This is a genomic window from Cardiobacterium hominis, assembly GCF_900637305.1.
Taxonomy (GTDB): domain Bacteria; phylum Pseudomonadota; class Gammaproteobacteria; order Cardiobacteriales; family Cardiobacteriaceae; genus Cardiobacterium; species Cardiobacterium hominis.
Window position 1 is genome coordinate 1,135,136 of the sequence record NZ_LR134365.1, and the last position, 15,385, is coordinate 1,150,520.

Here is a 15,385-nt window from a genome sequence, read left to right on the forward strand (position 1 = left end):
ACGCGGATGGCGGGCGCGCTAGTCAAGCGACGATACGGCGGCAATCAGCGCACGCAAGCGCTCCTGCGCGGGCGGGTGCAGGGAGAGATACAGCGCCGGTTCAATCAGCTCGACTTCGTTAATCAGAAACGCGCCGCGCGCGTCAATCAGACCATCAATGCGGGCATAAAGCGGCGCGACAGGCAGTCGCGGCAACACCGCTTCGGCGCGCTTTAGCCACGCGGCTTCGGGCTTAATCGGCAAAATCTGCACGCCGTAGGCGGAATTGGCGCGCCATTCCTGCGGCGCGGGGCGGCGGTGCGCGGCGTGCGAGAACGTGCCGTTGAGGTAGATGAGGCAAACTTCGCCAATCTCGCTCGCAATGAAGGGTTGTAGCAGCACACCCTGCGGGTAATCGGCAAGCGTCGGCGGTTCACCATGCAAACGGCGCACGCCGCGCCCGCTTTGGCCGATGAGAGGTTTGATGACGGGATTGTCCCAGCCGCTCGCCGCGATTTGCGCTGTCCAGTCGTCGCCGGGAAGGAGCGCGATGCTTGGCGTCACGGCAAGGCCTTGCGCTGCCAATTCGCACAGGTAGCGTTTGTCGATATTCCAGCGTTGCAACGCGGGCGGATTGATGACGCGCACTTGCGCCGCTTCCAGCGCGGCGAGCCAGGCAAGGTAGTCGTCGGGTTGTGTGCTGTAATCCCAGGCGGCAAGCGGGATGACGGCGCGCGCCTTGGCGGGGTTAATGTCCTGCCAAGGGGCGAGCGTGGCATCCAGCGCAGCGGCGAGCGCTTGCAGGTCGGCATTGCCCTGCGGCCAGTCGCGGCAGGTGGCGATGTAGGTGGTTTTCATGGTTTTCGGGCAAGAAAAAAGCGGCTTGAAGCCGCTATAAATGATGGCGCGCCCGGAAGGATTCGAACCTCCGACCGCCTGGTTCGTAGCCAGGTACTCTATCCAACTGAGCTACGGGCGCTCTAAACAAAAGGAAAACAAATGAAATGTGGCGCGCCCGGAAGGATTCGAACCTCCGACCGCCTGGTTCGTAGCCAGGTACTCTATCCAACTGAGCTACGGGCGCGTCGTTTTGAAGGCGCGCATTATCCACACCGCCCCCTGGAGCGTCAAGCGATATTTTCGCTTTCTGCCGGACGCGTTGGCAGCGGGCGAAACAGCCGCGGTTTGGCGCTTTTCGGCGCGTCTTCGTCGTCCTCTTTTTCCGGCATCAGCCATTGTAGCGGCGCGCCGCTGGCGCCAAGCGCGGCGAAGTCGAACAGTTCGCGGTCCAGCAGATGCGAGGGGCGGACCCGCGTCAGCGCGGCGAAGATGCTGTCCAGCCGTTTCGGCGCAAGTTTGTCCCATTGCAACAGCATTTCTTTGATGGCTTTGCGTTGCAGGTTTTCCTGCGAACCGCAGAGGTTGCAGGGGATGATGGGGAATTGCCGCCATTCTGCGTATTTGGCGATATCGCGTTCGTCGCAGTAAGCCAGCGGGCGGATGACGATATGTGCGCCGTCGTCGCTTTGCAGCTTCGGCGGCATCGCTTTCAGTTGGCCGCCATGAAAGAGGTTGAGGAAGAAGGTTTCCATGATGTCGAATTTGTGGTGGCCGAGGGCGATTTTCGTCATGCCGAACTGCTTGGCATAGGTGTAGAGATGGCCACGGCGCAGGCGCGAACAGAGTGAACACATGGTGTTGCCCGGCGCGATTTTGTCGGTGACGATGCTGTAGGTGTCGCTTTCGATAATGTGGTAATCCACGCCAATGGAGGCGAGGTATTCCGGCAGGACGTGTTCGGGAAAGCCGGGCTGCTTTTGGTCGAGATTGACAGCGGTCAGCTTGAATTCCACGGGGGCGCTACGTTGCAACGAGAGAAGCAAATCCAGCATCGCGTAAGAATCTTTGCCGCCGGAAAGGCAGACCATGACGTGGTCGCCCGCTTCTATCATCTGGTAGTCTTCAATCGCCTTGCCGACGTTTTTTCGCAGCCGTTTCTGGAGTTTGCGCAGGGTTACGCTCATTGCCTCATCCTTATATTTTTGAAAAAGGCGCACATGATAACGGCGGCAGGCAACAAAATCGAATTCGCGCTTGACCGTCTGCAAAAAATCGCTACAATGCGCACCTCGCCACGCCGGAGTAGCTCAGTTGGTAGAGCGCCTCACTTGTAATGAGGATGTCGCGGGTTCAACTCCTGTCTCCGGCTCCATCTTAAAGATGGTCAACCCATGCCCAGATGGCGGAACTGGTAGACGCGCTAGGTTCAGGTCCTAGTGGGAGCAATCCCTTGGAGGTTCGAGTCCTCTTCTGGGCACCAGATTTAGAAACCCCCTTCGCAAGAAGGGGTTTTGTTTTATGCGGCGCTGCTTTTCAAATGCAATCGCTCCCCGTCAGGGAGCGATTTTTTTATGCGCGCGTGTGTCCGCTTAGGGTTTGAGTGCGGCATCAGCAACGCGGTTGAAGTCGTCCATCGGGCAGAAGCCGTTGGCGTCGGTCGGGCAGCCTTCCAGCTTGAGCGTTACGTGTTGCGGCGGGTTTTTCAGGCTGAGTTCGCTGTCTTCCCGCAGTTGTGGCGTGGTCTGGTAGATGTACTCGATTTTCAAGAGTGCCTTGCCGTCTTTGTCGCGCCATTGTTCAAACAGCACCTTGCCGCTGATCGGCGTTTTTTCGTACTGCTCGGGCAGTTGGTACGGCGCGGTTTGCAGCAGTGCCAAGAGCGAGGCGACGTTGGAGTCGTGGCCGACGAGCAGGGTGACTTTGGCTTTTTGCGCGTCTTTGATTAGCGGGTGCTGGTAGCCGTGGTCGGCAAAGCTGTTCTGGATGAAGGCGAGCAGCGGTGAGGCGGCTTCTTTGGCCAGCACCGGCGCGGTGAAGAGGACGTCGGTGTAGATGTTTTTCAGATCCACGATGGCCTGCCATTGTTCCGGCGTCTCAATTTTGCCCCAGGCGACTTCGTTTGCCGGGTAGCCTTCATAGTATTGCAGGATGAAGCTGTCGGCCGCGCCGGTGCCGTTACGCAGCGGGCCTTTGGTACCGGGTTCTTTGTTTTGCGCGAAGGTGAGGCTGTTCGGCATTTTTTCGAGGTCGCACTGTTTTTCTTTTTCGCAGGTGGCGGAGTGGTCGTAATCCAGCACGGTTTCGAGGATTTGGTAGTTTTTGGCGAGGCGTTCGTTCAGTTTGGCAAAGCCGCCTTCGCCGAGCATGTCGTCAATGGATTTTTCGGCTTTGGCGACAAAGGTGTCATCCACCGGGCTGCGCACGATGGGGTTGAAGGTGTTGTCCATTTTGCCCACTTCTTCGAGGTTGTGGACGGTAATGTCGCAGTCGGGGAACGCGCCTTTGACGAAGTTTTTGCCGGTGTCGATGGTGCGCGGCAGGCTGTTGGCATAGACGAGCAGTTGGTCTGTGGTCGGGCAGCTGTCTTTTTTGATGAGGCCGACGGCGTCAAACCATTCGTCCATGTAGTGCGCCAGGCGGGTTTCGAGTTCGCCGCCGCGCGGGGTGAGGTGGCCGCCTTCGGTTTTCCACGGCGTCCAGGTGTGCGGGGTGGCTTCAGCGAGCGCGCTGCCGTAACCGACGAGCGGCGCGCGGATGCCGTGGCGGCTCAGGATGGTGACTTTTTCCAGGGTGTAGCCTTCTGGCGCGAGTGCGGGGCTTTCGGCTTGGGCGGCAGCGCAGGTGGCAGCGGCAAGGGCGGTGAGGAGGAGGGTCTTTTTCATGATGACTCCGGGTGTGTTGCAGGTATAGCAATCCTCCTAAAGCCTCATACGGTGTTGCGTCGCCTCGCCGTACAACCGCGTACTGCCTTCGGCGGCGCGCCTTGTATGAGACTTTATGAGTATCGCTATAGGTATTGCCGTGGCGGCAACGCGCGTCATTGTACGCCCCGCTGTGGAGTTTCGTGATTTTTTGTTGCTCCAGGCACAAAACCCCGCTTAAAAACGGGGTTTTGTGTGGTTTTGTAGTTTGTATCTATTCGGGTATTCCAGGCAACCCGCAAAAGCGGCCTCTTTCTTCTGCGGTAAAACAGGGCCAGTATGCTGGAAGACCCCGGATGGTTATACCGCGAATCTACAAGCCAAATGCAACGACCACGAAAGCGCTCAGGTGTATGTATAATCCCGCTCACCACCTGTAAAGAAGCAAAGGAGCCCACGGAGTTACCATGAAAAAAATCCTCATCGCCCTGGCGTTCGCCCTGGGTAGCCTCAGCGCGCAAAGCGAAACCGCCGCGTCCGCCAGCGTCACCGTTGGTGACATCACCCTGCCGCAGCGCCTTGCTGCCCTGCCGGACGACATCTTTTTCGCCGACAAAGCCGTCGCCCGCGCCCACATCGACTACACCCCCGGCGACGAAAAAACCTACTACTACGACGCCAAAGGCAATCAGAGCGCCGAGCCGGTCAGCGGCGGCTACTACCGCAAAATACTGGGCAAAACCGCCGACGGACGCACCGTCGTGCAGGACTACTACCAAGACAACGGTCAGGCGCAAATGGCGCCGTTCATCCTGCGCCAAGACGCAGCAGAAGACGATTTCCGCAACGCCAACGCAGACAGCACCCTGATTACCTACACGCGCGAAGGCGTCGTGCTGATCATCACCCCCATACACGCCGGCAAACCGGGGCGCAACCACTACTACGATGCAGGCCGCCTCGTCATACAAAGCGCCCTGCCGGAAGGCGCGAGCGAAGCAGATGACCCCTACCCGGAACTGCGCGCGCTGGAGCAAACCCATGGCCGCATGTACTACCCGAACGGCAGGATGCTGAGCATCACACCGCGAAGCGCGAGCGGCGAAGGCCTCACCGCCATCTACCGCGCCGATGGAACCCTGCTGATGACCCTGGAAAAAAACGGCACGCACAAACAGACGACCTTCTGGAGTGCAAACGGCGGCTCCCTGATAAAAACCACCCCGGCCTATAACCAGGCCGCACGGGAAGTCAAAAGCCTGGCGCCGCTCATGAGCGGCATAGAAGAACTGCTACAACAACTGAAAAAAAACTACGCACCATAATGCGCTACCTCGGAGCCATCCCGTTTATAGCAATCCACAACGCATCGCCCACCAAAAACCCCCGCTTGCGCGGGGTTTTTTCGTAGGAGGTGAGGGAAAGGTCAGCGGTAGGCGACTTCCACCGGCAGGCCGGTTTCTTCGCGCACCACCGCGTCGATGAGGTCGTTCGAGACTTGCAGGCCGCGGCTGGCGATGCTTTTATGCACGGTTTCGCGTGCTTCGGCGATGTTCTGCTCAAGGGTGCGCGCGTCTTCGCCGAGCGGCGCATGGAATTCGAGGTACATGCTGTCGCCGAACCAGCCGACTTTCATCGGTTGGTTGATGATGTTCACTTTGGTGCCGGGGGCGACCATGCCGAAGAGTTCTTCGATGCCTTCGGGGTAGAGGCGGATGCAGCCGTGCGAGACGCGCATGCCCACGCCTTCGGGTTTGTTGGTGCCGTGCAGCAGGTAGGACGGGTTCGACAGGCGCATGGCGAAGAGTCCCAGCGGGTTGTCCGGTCCGGCGGGGACGACGGGCGGCAGCGGGTCGCCGTTTGCCGCGTGTTCGGCGCGGATGGAGGCGGGCGGTGTCCAGGTCGGGTTGGCGCGTTTGTCGGCGATGCTGAGGATGCCTTTCGGTGTCGCCCAGCCTTCGCGGCCGATGCCGATGGCGAAGACGTGGACGACGTTCTGCCCCGGCGGGTAGTAGTAGAGGCGCATTTCCGGCAGGTTGATGACGATGCCTTCGCGTGGCGCGTCCGGCAGGATGAAGCGCGTCGGCAAGAGGATTTGGTCGCCGTCTTGCAGGTAGAGGCCGTCAAGACCCTGGTTGGCGTGTTCCATCGCGTCGTAGCCGATGCCGTATTCGCGGCCGATTTCGGCGAAGGTTTCGCCTTTGCGCGCGCTGATTTGCTGGATTTGGCCGATGACGGTCACATCCGGCGGCGGCAGTTCGTATTTTTCGGCTTGTGCGGTCGCGGCGATGAGGGCGGCGGCGAGGGCGGCGATTTTGTGCAGTTTCATGGTCGGTCTCGGTTATTCGGGGCGCATGTGCGGGAAGAGAAGGACGTCGCGGATGGAGGGCGCGTCGGTGAGGAGCATGACGAGGCGGTCAATGCCGATGCCTTCGCCTGCGGTCGGCGGCATGCCGTATTCGAGGGCGCGGATGTAGTCGGCGTCGTAGTGCATGGCTTCGTCGTCGCCCGCGTCGAAGGCGGCAGCCTGGGCGCGGAAGCGTTCGGCCTGGTCTTCGGCGTCGTTGAGCTCAGAGAAGCCGTTGGCGACTTCGCGCCCGCCGATGAAGAGTTCGAAGCGGTCGCAGATGTCCGGGGTGTCGTCGTTGCGGCGCGCCAGCGGCGAGACTACCGACGGGTAGGCGGTGATGAAGGTCGGCTGTACCAGTTGGTGTTCGACGGCTTCTTCAAAGAGCAGGGTGTGCAGGCTGCCGATGGGCATCGCCGCGTCTGCTTTTTGTTTGTATGTGTCGCGCAGGACGGCGGCGAGCGCAGCCGGGTCGTCGAGGATGGCGGCGTGCTGCGGCGCGTGTTGGCGGATGGCATCGAGCATGGTCAGGCGGGCGAACGGCTGGCCGAGGTCAATGGCGACGCCTTGGTAGGTGATTTGCGGGCTGCCGAGGACTTCGCGCGCAAGTCCCTGGAAGAGTTCTTCGGTTTGGTCCATGAGGTCGTGGTAGTCGGCGTAGGCCTGGTAGTACTCCAGCATGGTGAATTCAGGGTTGTGCCGGGTGGAGACGCCTTCGTTTCTAAAGCTGCGGTTGATTTCAAAGACGCGCTCAAAGCCGCCGACGACGAGGCGCTTCAGGTACAGCTCCGGCGCGATGCGCAGGTAGAGCGGCATGTCGAGCGCGTTGTGGTGGGTGATGAAGGGTTTGGCGGTCGCGCCACCGGGGATGGGGTGCATCATCGGGGTTTCGACTTCGAGGAAATCGCGCGCTTCGAAGAAGCGGCGGATGTAGCTGACGATTTTGCTGCGGATGATGAAGGTGTTGCGGCTGTCTTCGTTGGTGATGAGGTCAACGTAGCGCTGGCGGTAGCGTGTTTCTTGGTCGGAGAGGCCGTGGTATTTTTCCGGCAAGGGGCGCAGGGATTTGGTCAGCAGTTCAACGTCGTCGGCGTGGATGGTGAGTTCGCCGGTCTGGGTGCGGAACAGTTTGCCGCGCGCGCTGATGATGTCGCCCACGTCCCAGGTTTTGAAGTCGGCGTAGCGGCCTTCCGGCAGTTCGTCGCGGCTGAGGTAGATTTGCATGCGCGCGCCGCTGCCGTCCTGGATGGCGGTGAAGCTCGCCTTGCCCATGACGCGCTTGCTCATCATGCGTCCGGCGACGCGGATTTCGCCCGCCGCCAGCAGTTGGTCGGCGTCTTCGATGCCGTGGTATGCGGCGTGCAGGGCGGCGGCTTTGTGCGTCGGACGGGCGTGGTTGGGGAAGGCGACGCCGCGCGCGCGGATGGCGGCGAGTTTTTGTCGCCGTTCGGCGATGAGTTTGTTTTCGTCGGGGGCTTGGGTAGTCATACTTCTACTCCTTGTTTCAGGCTGGCCTGGAGGAAGGGGTCGAGTCCGCCATCAAGGACGGCCTGGGTGTTGCTGGTTTCGTAGCCGGTGCGCAGGTCTTTGATGCGCGATTGGTCGAGGACGTAGGAGCGGATTTGGTTGCCCCAGCCGATGTCGGATTTGCTGTCTTCTATCGCTTGCGCGCTGGCGCTGCGTTTGCTGAGTTCCAGTTCGTAGAGTTTGGCGCGCAGTTGTTTCATACAGGTACTGCGGTTTTCGTGCTGGCTGCGGCTGTTTTGTGATTGGACGACGATGTTGGTCGGCAGATGGGTGATGCGCACCGCCGATTCGGTACGGTTGACGTGCTGGCCGCCCGCGCCGGATGCGCGGTAAACGTCTACGCGGAGATCGGCGGGGTTGATTTCTATCTCGATGTTGTCGTCGATTTCCGGCGAGACGAAGACGGCGGCGAATGAGGTGTGGCGGCGGTTGCCGCTGTCAAACGGCGATTTGCGCACGAGGCGGTGCACGCCGATTTCGGTGCGGAGCCAGCCGTAGGCGTATTCGCCGGTGAATTCGATGGTGGCGGATTTGATGCCGGCGACGTCGCCCGGCGATTCTTCGATGAGTTCGGTTTTGAAGCCGCGCGCCTCGCCCCAGCGCAGGTACATGCGTAGCAGCATGGATGCCCAGTCCTGCGCCTCGGTGCCGCCGGAGCCCGCCTGGATGTCGAGGAAGGCGTTGTTCGGGTCCAGTTCGCCGGAGAACATGCGGCGGAATTCGAGGTCTTCGATGCGGTGTTCGATGCGGCCGACGTCTTCCAATGCGGCATTGACGGTGGCTTCGTCGTCTTCGGCTTCGGCCAGTTCAATGAGGTCAAAGGCGTCTTGCAGGCCTTGGCGGATGTCATCCAGTCCTTGCACGACGCTGGCGAGCGCGGCGCGTTCTTGCCCCAGTTTGGTCGCTTCTTCGGGGTTGTCCCAGATGGAGGGGCGCTCCAGTTCGCGCTCGACTTCTTCGAGGCGCTCGGCCTTCAGCGGGTAGTCAAAGATACCCCCTAAGCGCCGCCTCGCGCGCTTGCAGGTCTTTGATGCGTTCGTAGGTAAGGTTGAGTTCCATAGGTTTTTGAGTCTGTTATTGGGTTATATCAGGAAGGGCGCGGCATTATATAGCGCCGGCGGGGGGATGGAAACGGGCAGGACGGCGGCAGGCGGGCAAGGGCGGTTTTTTGCAGCGCGGTGTTATAGGCTGAAGAAAACGGGCGGTGTCCCAACCGCCCGGCGACTTTATTTTAAGGAATGCGGGAGCCGCTTCAGACGATCTGCTGGCAGTCGCGGCATTCGCCGCTCAGGACGAGCGGACCTTCCTGCGGCTCAAAGCCGCGTTCGCGGCAGAAGGCGAGGAGGATATCCACCGGCTCTTGCACCGCCAGTTCTTCGGTTTTGCCGCAGCGGGTGCAGTTCAGGATGACGCTGGTGTGCTGTTCGTCAAAGTGGTTGCAGAAGACGAAGCCGTTGAGCGATTCGGCGCGGTGCAGCACGCCGATATCCACGAAGAAGTCGAGGGCGCGGTAAACAGTCGGCGGGGCGGCGTTGCCGCGCAGTTTTTTCAGGTCTTCCAGGACTTCGTAGGCTTTGACGATGTTGGGGTAGGCCAAGACCAGTTCGAGGATTTGGCGGCGGATGAGGGTCAGGCGCACGCCGCGTTTGATGCAGTATTGTTCGACGTGGGCGATGGTGGTGGCGATTTGTCTTTTGTTCATGATGTAGTGGTTTTTTTATTTTTGACAGCGGTAAATCCAGATGTGCGCCGGCGGGAAGTTGAGCCAGGCGTAGGTGACGCGCTCGCCGCGGATGTCGGTATCTGGCGGCAGGGTGAGCGGCGATTTTTGTCCGTAGGTGAATTGAATCAGTACGTTAGCCGGGTTTTCGCGCAATGCGGCGAAGAATACGCGCTCGATTTCGGCGCCCACTTCCGGCGGCAGCGAGCGGAAGGGGAGCGAGGAGATGATGGTTTTCGGCGCAGAATGCGTCCAGACGTCCAGTTCTTCGACGCGGCCACGGCGGATGGTGTTGCCCGGGAAACGGTCACGCAGGCGGCGGGCGAGGCGCGGATTGACTTCGTTAATCAGCAGGCGGTTGGCGGGGAAATGCGCGACCAGTTCGCGGGTAATCGCGCCGGTGCCTGCGCCTGCCTCGATGATGAGGCTGTTTGGAGCGCCGTAGTCCTGCGCGGTGCGGCGCATCGCTTTCGCCAACATGCGCGAGGAGGGGATAACGCTGCCGACGCCTTTGGGATGGCGGATGAATTCGTAGGAAAATCCGGCGGTTTCCTTGACCAGTCGGCTGAGTTTGTTTCTGGGCGGCATGCGAACCTCGTATGGGAAAGGCGTTTAATCTGGGGATGCGGAAAAATGATACGCGCAAAGCCCCGGGCTGACTAGACTGTCTAGGGGCTGTTGACAACTCGATGAACGAGCGCCTCTCTCGCTACGCGAGCTGTTCCAGTCGCTCTAGGACAAGCATTGCTCGCGTAGCGACAAGTATTGCTTGCGCAGCAAGAGAGAGGGGTTGGAGTGAGGGCAGCAATCCATTGAAAAACCGGAATTTCGATTCATCAACAACATCGCCCACCCCCTCCCCGGGTTCCCTTGAAAAAGGCGGACGCCTTTTTCAAGGGGAGCCCTGACCCTCCCCCGCTGCGGGCTTCGCCCTGCAGGGGAGGGGGATTCAAATTGCAAACAGCCCCTAGGGCTGCGGCTGGCGGTCCAGCACGCAGCGCATCTCGAAGCTGGAATGGACGTTTATCACGCCGGGGATGCGGTTGAGCTTGCCCAGCAGGAATTCTTCAAATTCCTGCATGCTGCCGACCAGCACTTGCAACAGGTAGTCTTCGGCGCGGCCGGTGACGATGCTCATGCGGATGACTTCTGGAAATTGGCTGACCTGCTCCTCGAAAACGCGGAATCGCTCCGGCGTGTGGTGATCGAGTGTGACCGCGATGAAGGCGCTCAGCGCGTAGCCGAGGGCGTGGCGATTGACGATGGCGCGGTAGCCTTCGATAATTCCCGCTTCTTCCAGCCGCTTCACCCGCCGCGCGCACGGCGTGGGCGAGAGGTTGATGGCTTCCGCCAGCGCCAGATTGTTGATGCGGCCGTCGTTGGCGAGGATGCTTAAAATCCGCTTGTCGGTCTCGTCCAGCATAAAGTGAATATCGCCCATAATTTCTCATTCCGTAGTTGAACTCTCTCATTATAGCGCAATTGCGTGCGGATTTTGCTGAGTATTCCGCATTTTTTGTAGCTATAATGCGCGGGTTCAAAAATCAGGAGACCGCATGAGCCGCTTCAATCACCACAAATACCGTCCCTTCGCCTTCGCCCCGCAGTTGCCCGACCGCACCTGGCCGGATAAAACCATTGACAAAGCCCCCATCTGGGTTAGCGTTGACCTGCGCGACGGCAACCAGGCGCTTATCGACCCGATGACCATCGAACAAAAACTGCGTTACTTCCAGCTCCTCGTGGCTTGCGGCTTCAAAGAAATCGAAATCGGCTTCCCCGCCGCCTCACAGATCGAATATGACTTCACACGCCTGCTTATTGAAGGCGGTCATATCCCTGACGACGTAACCATCCAGGTACTGGTACAAGCACGCGAACACCTCATTGACCGCACCTTCGAGTCCCTACGTGGTGTCAAGCGCGCTATCGTCCACCTGTACAACCCCACCTCGCGCGTACAGCGGGAAAAAGTCTATGAAAAAAGCAAAGAAGACATTACGGCTATCGCCGTTGCGGGCGCGACTCTGCTGCAAGAACGGGCTGCGCGTTACCCAGATAGCGAATGGATTTTTGAATACTCGCCGGAAAGCTTCTCGCAAACTGAACCTGACTTTGCTGTTGCCGTTTGCGAAGCCGTCTGCCAAATCTGGCAGCCGTGGGCAGGGCGCAAAGTCATCCTCAACCTGCCGAATACCGTCGAAGCCTGCACACCGAACTGCTACGCTGACCAAATCGAATACTTCTGCCGCAAACTCTCCTGCCGCAAAGACGTCGTGATCAGCGTCCACACCCACAACGACCGCGGCTGCGCCGTCGCCGCCTCCGAACTGGCGGTCATGGCAGGCGCTGACCGCGTTGAAGGCACGCTGCTCGGCAACGGCGAACGCACCGGCAACATGGACATCATGATTATGGCGATGAACCTCTACAGCCAGGGCATCGACCCCGGTCTCGATTTCTCGCGCATGAACGACATCGTCCACATCGTCAGCGAATGCAACAACCTGCCGGTACACCCGCGCCATCCCTACATCGGCGAACTCGTCTTCACCGCCTTCTCCGGCTCGCACCAAGACGCCATCAAAAAATCGCTGGAAAAAGACGGCGGCGGCATCTGGGACATCGCCTACCTGCCGATAGACCCGCTCGACATCGGCCGCAGCTATCAGGACGTGGTGCGCATCAACAGCCAGTCCGGTAAAGGCGGCGTCGCCTACATCCTCGCCCGCGACCACGGCCTGAACGTGCCGCGCTGGCTGCAAATCGACTTCGCGCAAAAAGTGCAGCACGAAAGCGAGCGCACGCAAAAAGAACTTACCAGCCAGGACATCATCGCCCTCTTTGAAGCGCGCTACCTGCACGACAGCCCGCTGCATCTGGACGACTACACCCTGCGCCGCCAAGGCCAACACGACCATCTGGAAGCGACCCTGCACGACCACGGCCGCGCGGTAAACATCAGCGGCAACGGCAACGGCGCGATGAGCGCCTTCATCGACGCCCTGCAAAGCCACACCGGCCTCACCATCAGCGTCGCCAACTACGCCGAACACGCGATGAGCAAATCCACCGACGCGCAGGCAGTTGCCTACGTGCAACTGATGATTGGCGACCACCTGCACACCGGCATCGCCTACAGCCAGGACACCGTCAGCGCCATGCTGCGCGCGACCCTGGTGGCCATCGGCCAGGCGGGCGAAGAAAAAGCGGCGTAAACCGGCGATATATATACAGCCATCACTCCTGTAAGCGCAGTTCCGCGGCGCGGGCGTGCGCGGTCAGGCCTTCGCCGTGGGCGAGCAGGCTTGCGGTTTTGCCCAGCGTTTGCGCGCCTGTCGCGGAGACTTGTATCAGGCTGCTGCGTTTCTGGAAGTCGTAGGTGCCAAGCGGTGAGGAGAAGCGGGCGCTGCGGCTGGTCGGCAGGACGTGGTTCGGTCCGGCGCAGTAGTCGCCGAGGCTTTCGCTGGTGTAAGCACCGAGGAAGATGGCGCCCGCGTGGCGGATTTTTTTCGCCCACGCTTCGGGCTGGGCGACGGATAGTTCGAGGTGTTCGGGGGCTATTTGGTTGGCGATGGCGCAGGCGTCATCGAGGTCTTGCGCGAGGATCATTGCGCCGCGGTTGTTGAGCGAGGCTTCAATGATGGCGCGGCGCGGCATGGTTTTTATCAGGCGGTTCATCGCGGCTTCGACGGCATCGAGGTAGGTTTGCGAGGTGGCGATGAGGATGGCCTGGGCGATTTCGTCGTGTTCGGCCTGGCTGAACAGGTCCATCGCCACCCATTCGGCGGGCGTGCTGCCGTCGGCGATGATCAGGATTTCCGAGGGGCCGGCGACCATGTCGATGCCGACCACGCCAAATACGCGCCGTTTGGCGGCGGCGACGTAGGCGTTGCCCGGGCCGGTGATTTTATCGACCTGCGGGATGCTTTCGGTGCCGTAGGCCAGCGCGGCAACGGCCTGCGCGCCTCCGATGGTGAAGACTTGGGTCACGCCTGCCACATATGCCGCCGCCAGCACGATGTCGTTGCGCTCGCCCTGCGGCGTCGGCACGACCATGATGATTTCCGGCACGCCGGCGACGTGCGCGGGCATGGCGTTCATGATGACGGTGCTCGGATATGCCGCCTTGCCGCCGGGAACGTAGATGCCGACGCGGTCCAGCGGGGTGATTTGCTGGCCGAGCAGGGTGCCGTCTGCGTCGGTGTAGTGCCAGGATTCCAGTTTTTGCCGGCGGTGATAGTTTTCGATGCGCGCGGCGGCGGTCTGCAAGGCGTCGCGGGTTGCGGCGGGCAGGCGGGCAAAGGCTGTCTGCAAGTCGTGCGGCGCCAGCGTCAGGTCGGCGATGCTGCGTGCTGCCGTGCCGTCGAAGCGGTTGGTGTATTCGATCAGGGCGGCATCGCCACGGCGCTGCACGTCGGCACAGATTTCGGCGACAACGCGCTCGGTTTCGGGGTTTTGTGCGGTTTCAAAGGCAAGCAGCGCTTTGAGTTCGGCGGGGAAGGTCGGGGCGCGGGAGGACAGTTTTTTCATGGCGGGTCTCGTGACGGGTGGGCGCCGCATTATAACGGCTGCTGACGGGAATCGTTGAATTTCGCAAAATTTTTAGTGTTGTACACTAAAACCGTAGCGAGTCGCACAAAAAAACCTATCAATCTTCGAAAATCCCGCTACACTTCGCCCTCCCACGATTCGAAAAACAGGAGATTTCATCCATGAACCCCGTCGTCCTTGCCGTCAGCCTGATGCTCATTCTCTCGCTGGCGCGCGTCCACGTTGTTTTCAGCCTGATTATCAGCGCCTTCATCGGCGGCATGGTGGCCGACATTCCGGCAGACACCATCCTCGCCGCCTTCCCGGATGCGGGCGTGAGCGCCCCCGATGCCATTCTGAAACTCAAGTATTTGGTCAAGGTGTTTGAAGCGGGTATCGCCGATGGCACCACCACCGCGCTTTCTTATGCGGTGCTGGGCGCGTTCGCGGTTGCCATTTCTTATTCCGGCCTGTCGCAGGCGATGGCGAACCTCATCATCGCCCGCGCCCAGAGCGGCAAGGGGACTGGCATCAAATGGCTGATTATTCTGGCGCTGCTCGCGATGAGCATCATGAGCCAGAACCTCGTACCGATACACATCGCCTTCATTCCGCTGATTGTGCCGCCGCTGTTGCTGGTGATGAACCGCCTCAAGCTGGACCGGCGCATGCTGACCTGCGTCATCACTTTCGGCCTGGTCTGCACTTATATGTTCGTTCCCTACGGTTTCGGCGATATTTATCTCAACAAAATCCTGATGGCCAATATCGACAAGTTCGGCAAGCCGGTCGGCATGGATATCAGCGGCGTCAGCATCTATCAGGCGATGGCCATTCCGGCTCTCGGCATGGTCGCAGGCCTTGCCATCGCCGTTTTTTACAGCTACCGCAAACCGCGCCACTACGAGGATCTGCCGGTTGAAGGCGCGGCAGAAAAAATTGTGGTCAAGCCGCTGAATATCGTCATCGGGCTTACCGCCGTCATCGCGGCTTTCCTCACGCAAAAGTACAGCGGCTCGCTCATTCTTGCCGGGCTTATCGGCTTTGCCATTTTTATGGTGACGCGCGTCATCCGCTGGCAGCAGGCCGATACTATTTTTAACAACGGCATCCGCCTGATGAGCATGATCGCCTTCATCATCATCACCTCCAACGGCTTCGCCGCCATCATGAACGCCAGCGGCGGCATTGAGCCGCTGGTACAAGAGAGCGTCGCCTTCTTCGGCGACAACCGCTCGCTGGTCGTGCTGACCATGCTGGTCATCGGTCTCCTGGTGACGATGGGCATCGGCAGCTCCTTCTCAACGCTCCCCATCATCGCCGCCATTTATGTTCCCATCTGCGCGCACATGGGCTTTTCGCCGCTCGCCACCGTTGCCGTCATCGGTACGGCGGGGGTTCTGGGCGACGCGGGCGCTCCCGCCTCGGATACCATCCTCGGCTCAACCATGGGCTTTAATGCCGACGGTCAGCACAATCACATCAAGGATTCGGTCATCCCGACCTTCATCCACTACAACATCCCGCTGTTGATTGCGGGCTGGATTGCGGCGCTGGTGCTGTAATTTTTGTCGTGAT

13 protein-coding genes and 4 tRNA genes are annotated in these 15,385 nt (G+C 60.3%); 5 read left to right on the top strand and 12 right to left on the bottom strand.

Going from position 1 to position 15,385, the window contains the following annotated elements; genetic code table 11:
- Positions 1-18: 18 nt before the first annotated feature.
- The 4 genes from EL199_RS05545 to ttcA form a co-directional block, all read right to left on the bottom strand.
- Positions 19-837 carry an ATP-grasp domain-containing protein gene (locus tag EL199_RS05545; protein ID WP_004139548.1) on the bottom strand — a complete coding sequence of 273 codons (819 nt, stop codon included), beginning with the start codon at positions 835-837 and terminating at the stop codon, positions 19-21.
- A gap of 44 nt (positions 838-881) precedes the next feature.
- Positions 882-958, bottom strand: a tRNA-Arg gene (locus EL199_RS05550).
- Positions 959-986: 28 nt separating this feature from the next.
- Positions 987-1,063: transfer RNA gene (locus tag EL199_RS05555), tRNA-Arg, on the bottom strand.
- 43 nt (positions 1,064-1,106) lie between these two features.
- Positions 1,107-2,003: a tRNA 2-thiocytidine(32) synthetase TtcA gene (gene ttcA / locus EL199_RS05560; protein WP_126316022.1), complete on the bottom strand. Its 897-nt coding sequence runs from the start codon at positions 2,001-2,003 to the stop codon at positions 1,107-1,109.
- Between the two features lie 112 nt (positions 2,004-2,115).
- Here ttcA and EL199_RS05565 point away from each other — a divergent pair.
- A tRNA-Thr gene (locus EL199_RS05565) sits at positions 2,116-2,191 on the top strand.
- Between the two features lie 21 nt (positions 2,192-2,212).
- Positions 2,213-2,299: transfer RNA gene (locus EL199_RS05570), tRNA-Leu, on the top strand.
- Positions 2,300-2,408: 109 nt separating this feature from the next.
- Here EL199_RS05570 and agp read toward each other — a convergent pair.
- Positions 2,409-3,701 carry a bifunctional glucose-1-phosphatase/inositol phosphatase gene (gene agp, locus EL199_RS05575; RefSeq protein ID WP_004139556.1) on the bottom strand — a complete coding sequence of 431 codons (1,293 nt, stop codon included), beginning with the start codon at positions 3,699-3,701 and terminating at the stop codon, positions 2,409-2,411.
- A gap of 446 nt (positions 3,702-4,147) precedes the next feature.
- On the opposite strand from agp, the gene EL199_RS05580 reads away from it, so the two are divergent.
- Positions 4,148-5,005 (top strand): hypothetical protein, encoded by an 858-nt coding sequence (locus EL199_RS05580; RefSeq protein ID WP_004139560.1) that lies wholly within the window; start codon positions 4,148-4,150, stop codon positions 5,003-5,005.
- 101 nt (positions 5,006-5,106) lie between these two features.
- Here the strand turns inward: EL199_RS05580 and EL199_RS05585 are convergent, their stop codons facing one another.
- The 6 genes from EL199_RS05585 to EL199_RS05615 form a co-directional block, all read right to left on the bottom strand.
- Positions 5,107-6,009 carry a L,D-transpeptidase family protein gene (locus tag EL199_RS05585; protein ID WP_004139561.1) on the bottom strand — a complete coding sequence of 301 codons (903 nt, stop codon included), beginning with the start codon at positions 6,007-6,009 and terminating at the stop codon, positions 5,107-5,109.
- Positions 6,010-6,021: 12 nt separating this feature from the next.
- Entirely contained in the window at positions 6,022-7,515 is a 1,494-nt protein-coding gene (gene lysS / locus EL199_RS05590) for a lysine--tRNA ligase (protein ID WP_004139562.1), read from the bottom strand.
- A protein-coding gene (prfB, locus tag EL199_RS05595) for a peptide chain release factor 2 (RefSeq protein ID WP_126316023.1) occupies positions 7,512-8,613 on the bottom strand; the annotation gives its coding sequence in 2 pieces (ribosomal slippage) (positions 7,512-8,540 and positions 8,542-8,613; 1,101 coding nt in all). Before prfB ends, lysS begins: the two co-directional genes overlap by 4 nt.
- Positions 8,614-8,806: 193 nt before the next feature.
- Entirely contained in the window at positions 8,807-9,256 is a 450-nt protein-coding gene (locus tag EL199_RS05600; protein ID WP_004139567.1) for a Fur family transcriptional regulator, read from the bottom strand.
- 15 nt (positions 9,257-9,271) lie between these two features.
- Positions 9,272-9,862, bottom strand: a complete 591-nt coding sequence (locus EL199_RS05605) for a class I SAM-dependent methyltransferase (RefSeq protein ID WP_004139569.1) — start codon at positions 9,860-9,862, stop codon at positions 9,272-9,274.
- Positions 9,863-10,241: 379 nt separating this feature from the next.
- Entirely contained in the window at positions 10,242-10,715 is a 474-nt protein-coding gene (locus tag EL199_RS05615; protein WP_004139570.1) for an Lrp/AsnC family transcriptional regulator, read from the bottom strand.
- A gap of 115 nt (positions 10,716-10,830) precedes the next feature.
- On the opposite strand from EL199_RS05615, the gene leuA reads away from it, so the two are divergent.
- Complete coding sequence (gene leuA / locus EL199_RS05620; protein WP_004139571.1) at positions 10,831-12,492, top strand: 2-isopropylmalate synthase; 1,662 nt, start codon at positions 10,831-10,833, stop codon at positions 12,490-12,492.
- 22 nt (positions 12,493-12,514) lie between these two features.
- Here leuA and hisD read toward each other — a convergent pair whose 3' ends face one another.
- Positions 12,515-13,807, bottom strand: a complete 1,293-nt coding sequence (gene hisD / locus EL199_RS05625) for a histidinol dehydrogenase (protein WP_004139572.1) — start codon at positions 13,805-13,807, stop codon at positions 12,515-12,517.
- 182 nt (positions 13,808-13,989) lie between these two features.
- Here hisD and EL199_RS05630 point away from each other — a divergent pair, with 182 nt between their 5' ends.
- Positions 13,990-15,372 carry a Na+/H+ antiporter family protein gene (locus EL199_RS05630; protein ID WP_004139573.1) on the top strand — a complete coding sequence of 461 codons (1,383 nt, stop codon included), beginning with the start codon at positions 13,990-13,992 and terminating at the stop codon, positions 15,370-15,372.
- The last annotated feature ends 13 nt before the right edge of the window (positions 15,373-15,385 follow it).

Excerpts from the sequence above, each read along its gene's own strand:
- EL199_RS05545 (WP_004139548.1), bottom strand. The coding sequence starts at position 837 with ATGAAAACCACCTACATCGCCACCTGCCGCGACTGGCCGCAGGGCAAT.
- ttcA (WP_126316022.1), bottom strand. The coding sequence starts at position 2,003 with ATGAGCGTAACCCTGCGCAAACTCCAGAAACGGCTGCGAAAAAACGTC.
- agp (WP_004139556.1), bottom strand. The coding sequence starts at position 3,701 with ATGAAAAAGACCCTCCTCCTCACCGCCCTTGCCGCTGCCACCTGCGCT.
- EL199_RS05580 (WP_004139560.1), top strand. The coding sequence starts at position 4,148 with ATGAAAAAAATCCTCATCGCCCTGGCGTTCGCCCTGGGTAGCCTCAGC.
- EL199_RS05585 (WP_004139561.1), bottom strand. The coding sequence starts at position 6,009 with ATGAAACTGCACAAAATCGCCGCCCTCGCCGCCGCCCTCATCGCCGCG.
- lysS (WP_004139562.1), bottom strand. The coding sequence starts at position 7,515 with ATGACTACCCAAGCCCCCGACGAAAACAAACTCATCGCCGAACGGCGA.
- EL199_RS05600 (WP_004139567.1), bottom strand. The coding sequence starts at position 9,256 with ATGAACAAAAGACAAATCGCCACCACCATCGCCCACGTCGAACAATAC.
- EL199_RS05605 (WP_004139569.1), bottom strand. The coding sequence starts at position 9,862 with ATGCCGCCCAGAAACAAACTCAGCCGACTGGTCAAGGAAACCGCCGGA.
- EL199_RS05615 (WP_004139570.1), bottom strand. The coding sequence starts at position 10,715 with ATGGGCGATATTCACTTTATGCTGGACGAGACCGACAAGCGGATTTTA.
- leuA (WP_004139571.1), top strand. The coding sequence starts at position 10,831 with ATGAGCCGCTTCAATCACCACAAATACCGTCCCTTCGCCTTCGCCCCG.
- hisD (WP_004139572.1), bottom strand. The coding sequence starts at position 13,807 with ATGAAAAAACTGTCCTCCCGCGCCCCGACCTTCCCCGCCGAACTCAAA.
- EL199_RS05630 (WP_004139573.1), top strand. The coding sequence starts at position 13,990 with ATGAACCCCGTCGTCCTTGCCGTCAGCCTGATGCTCATTCTCTCGCTG.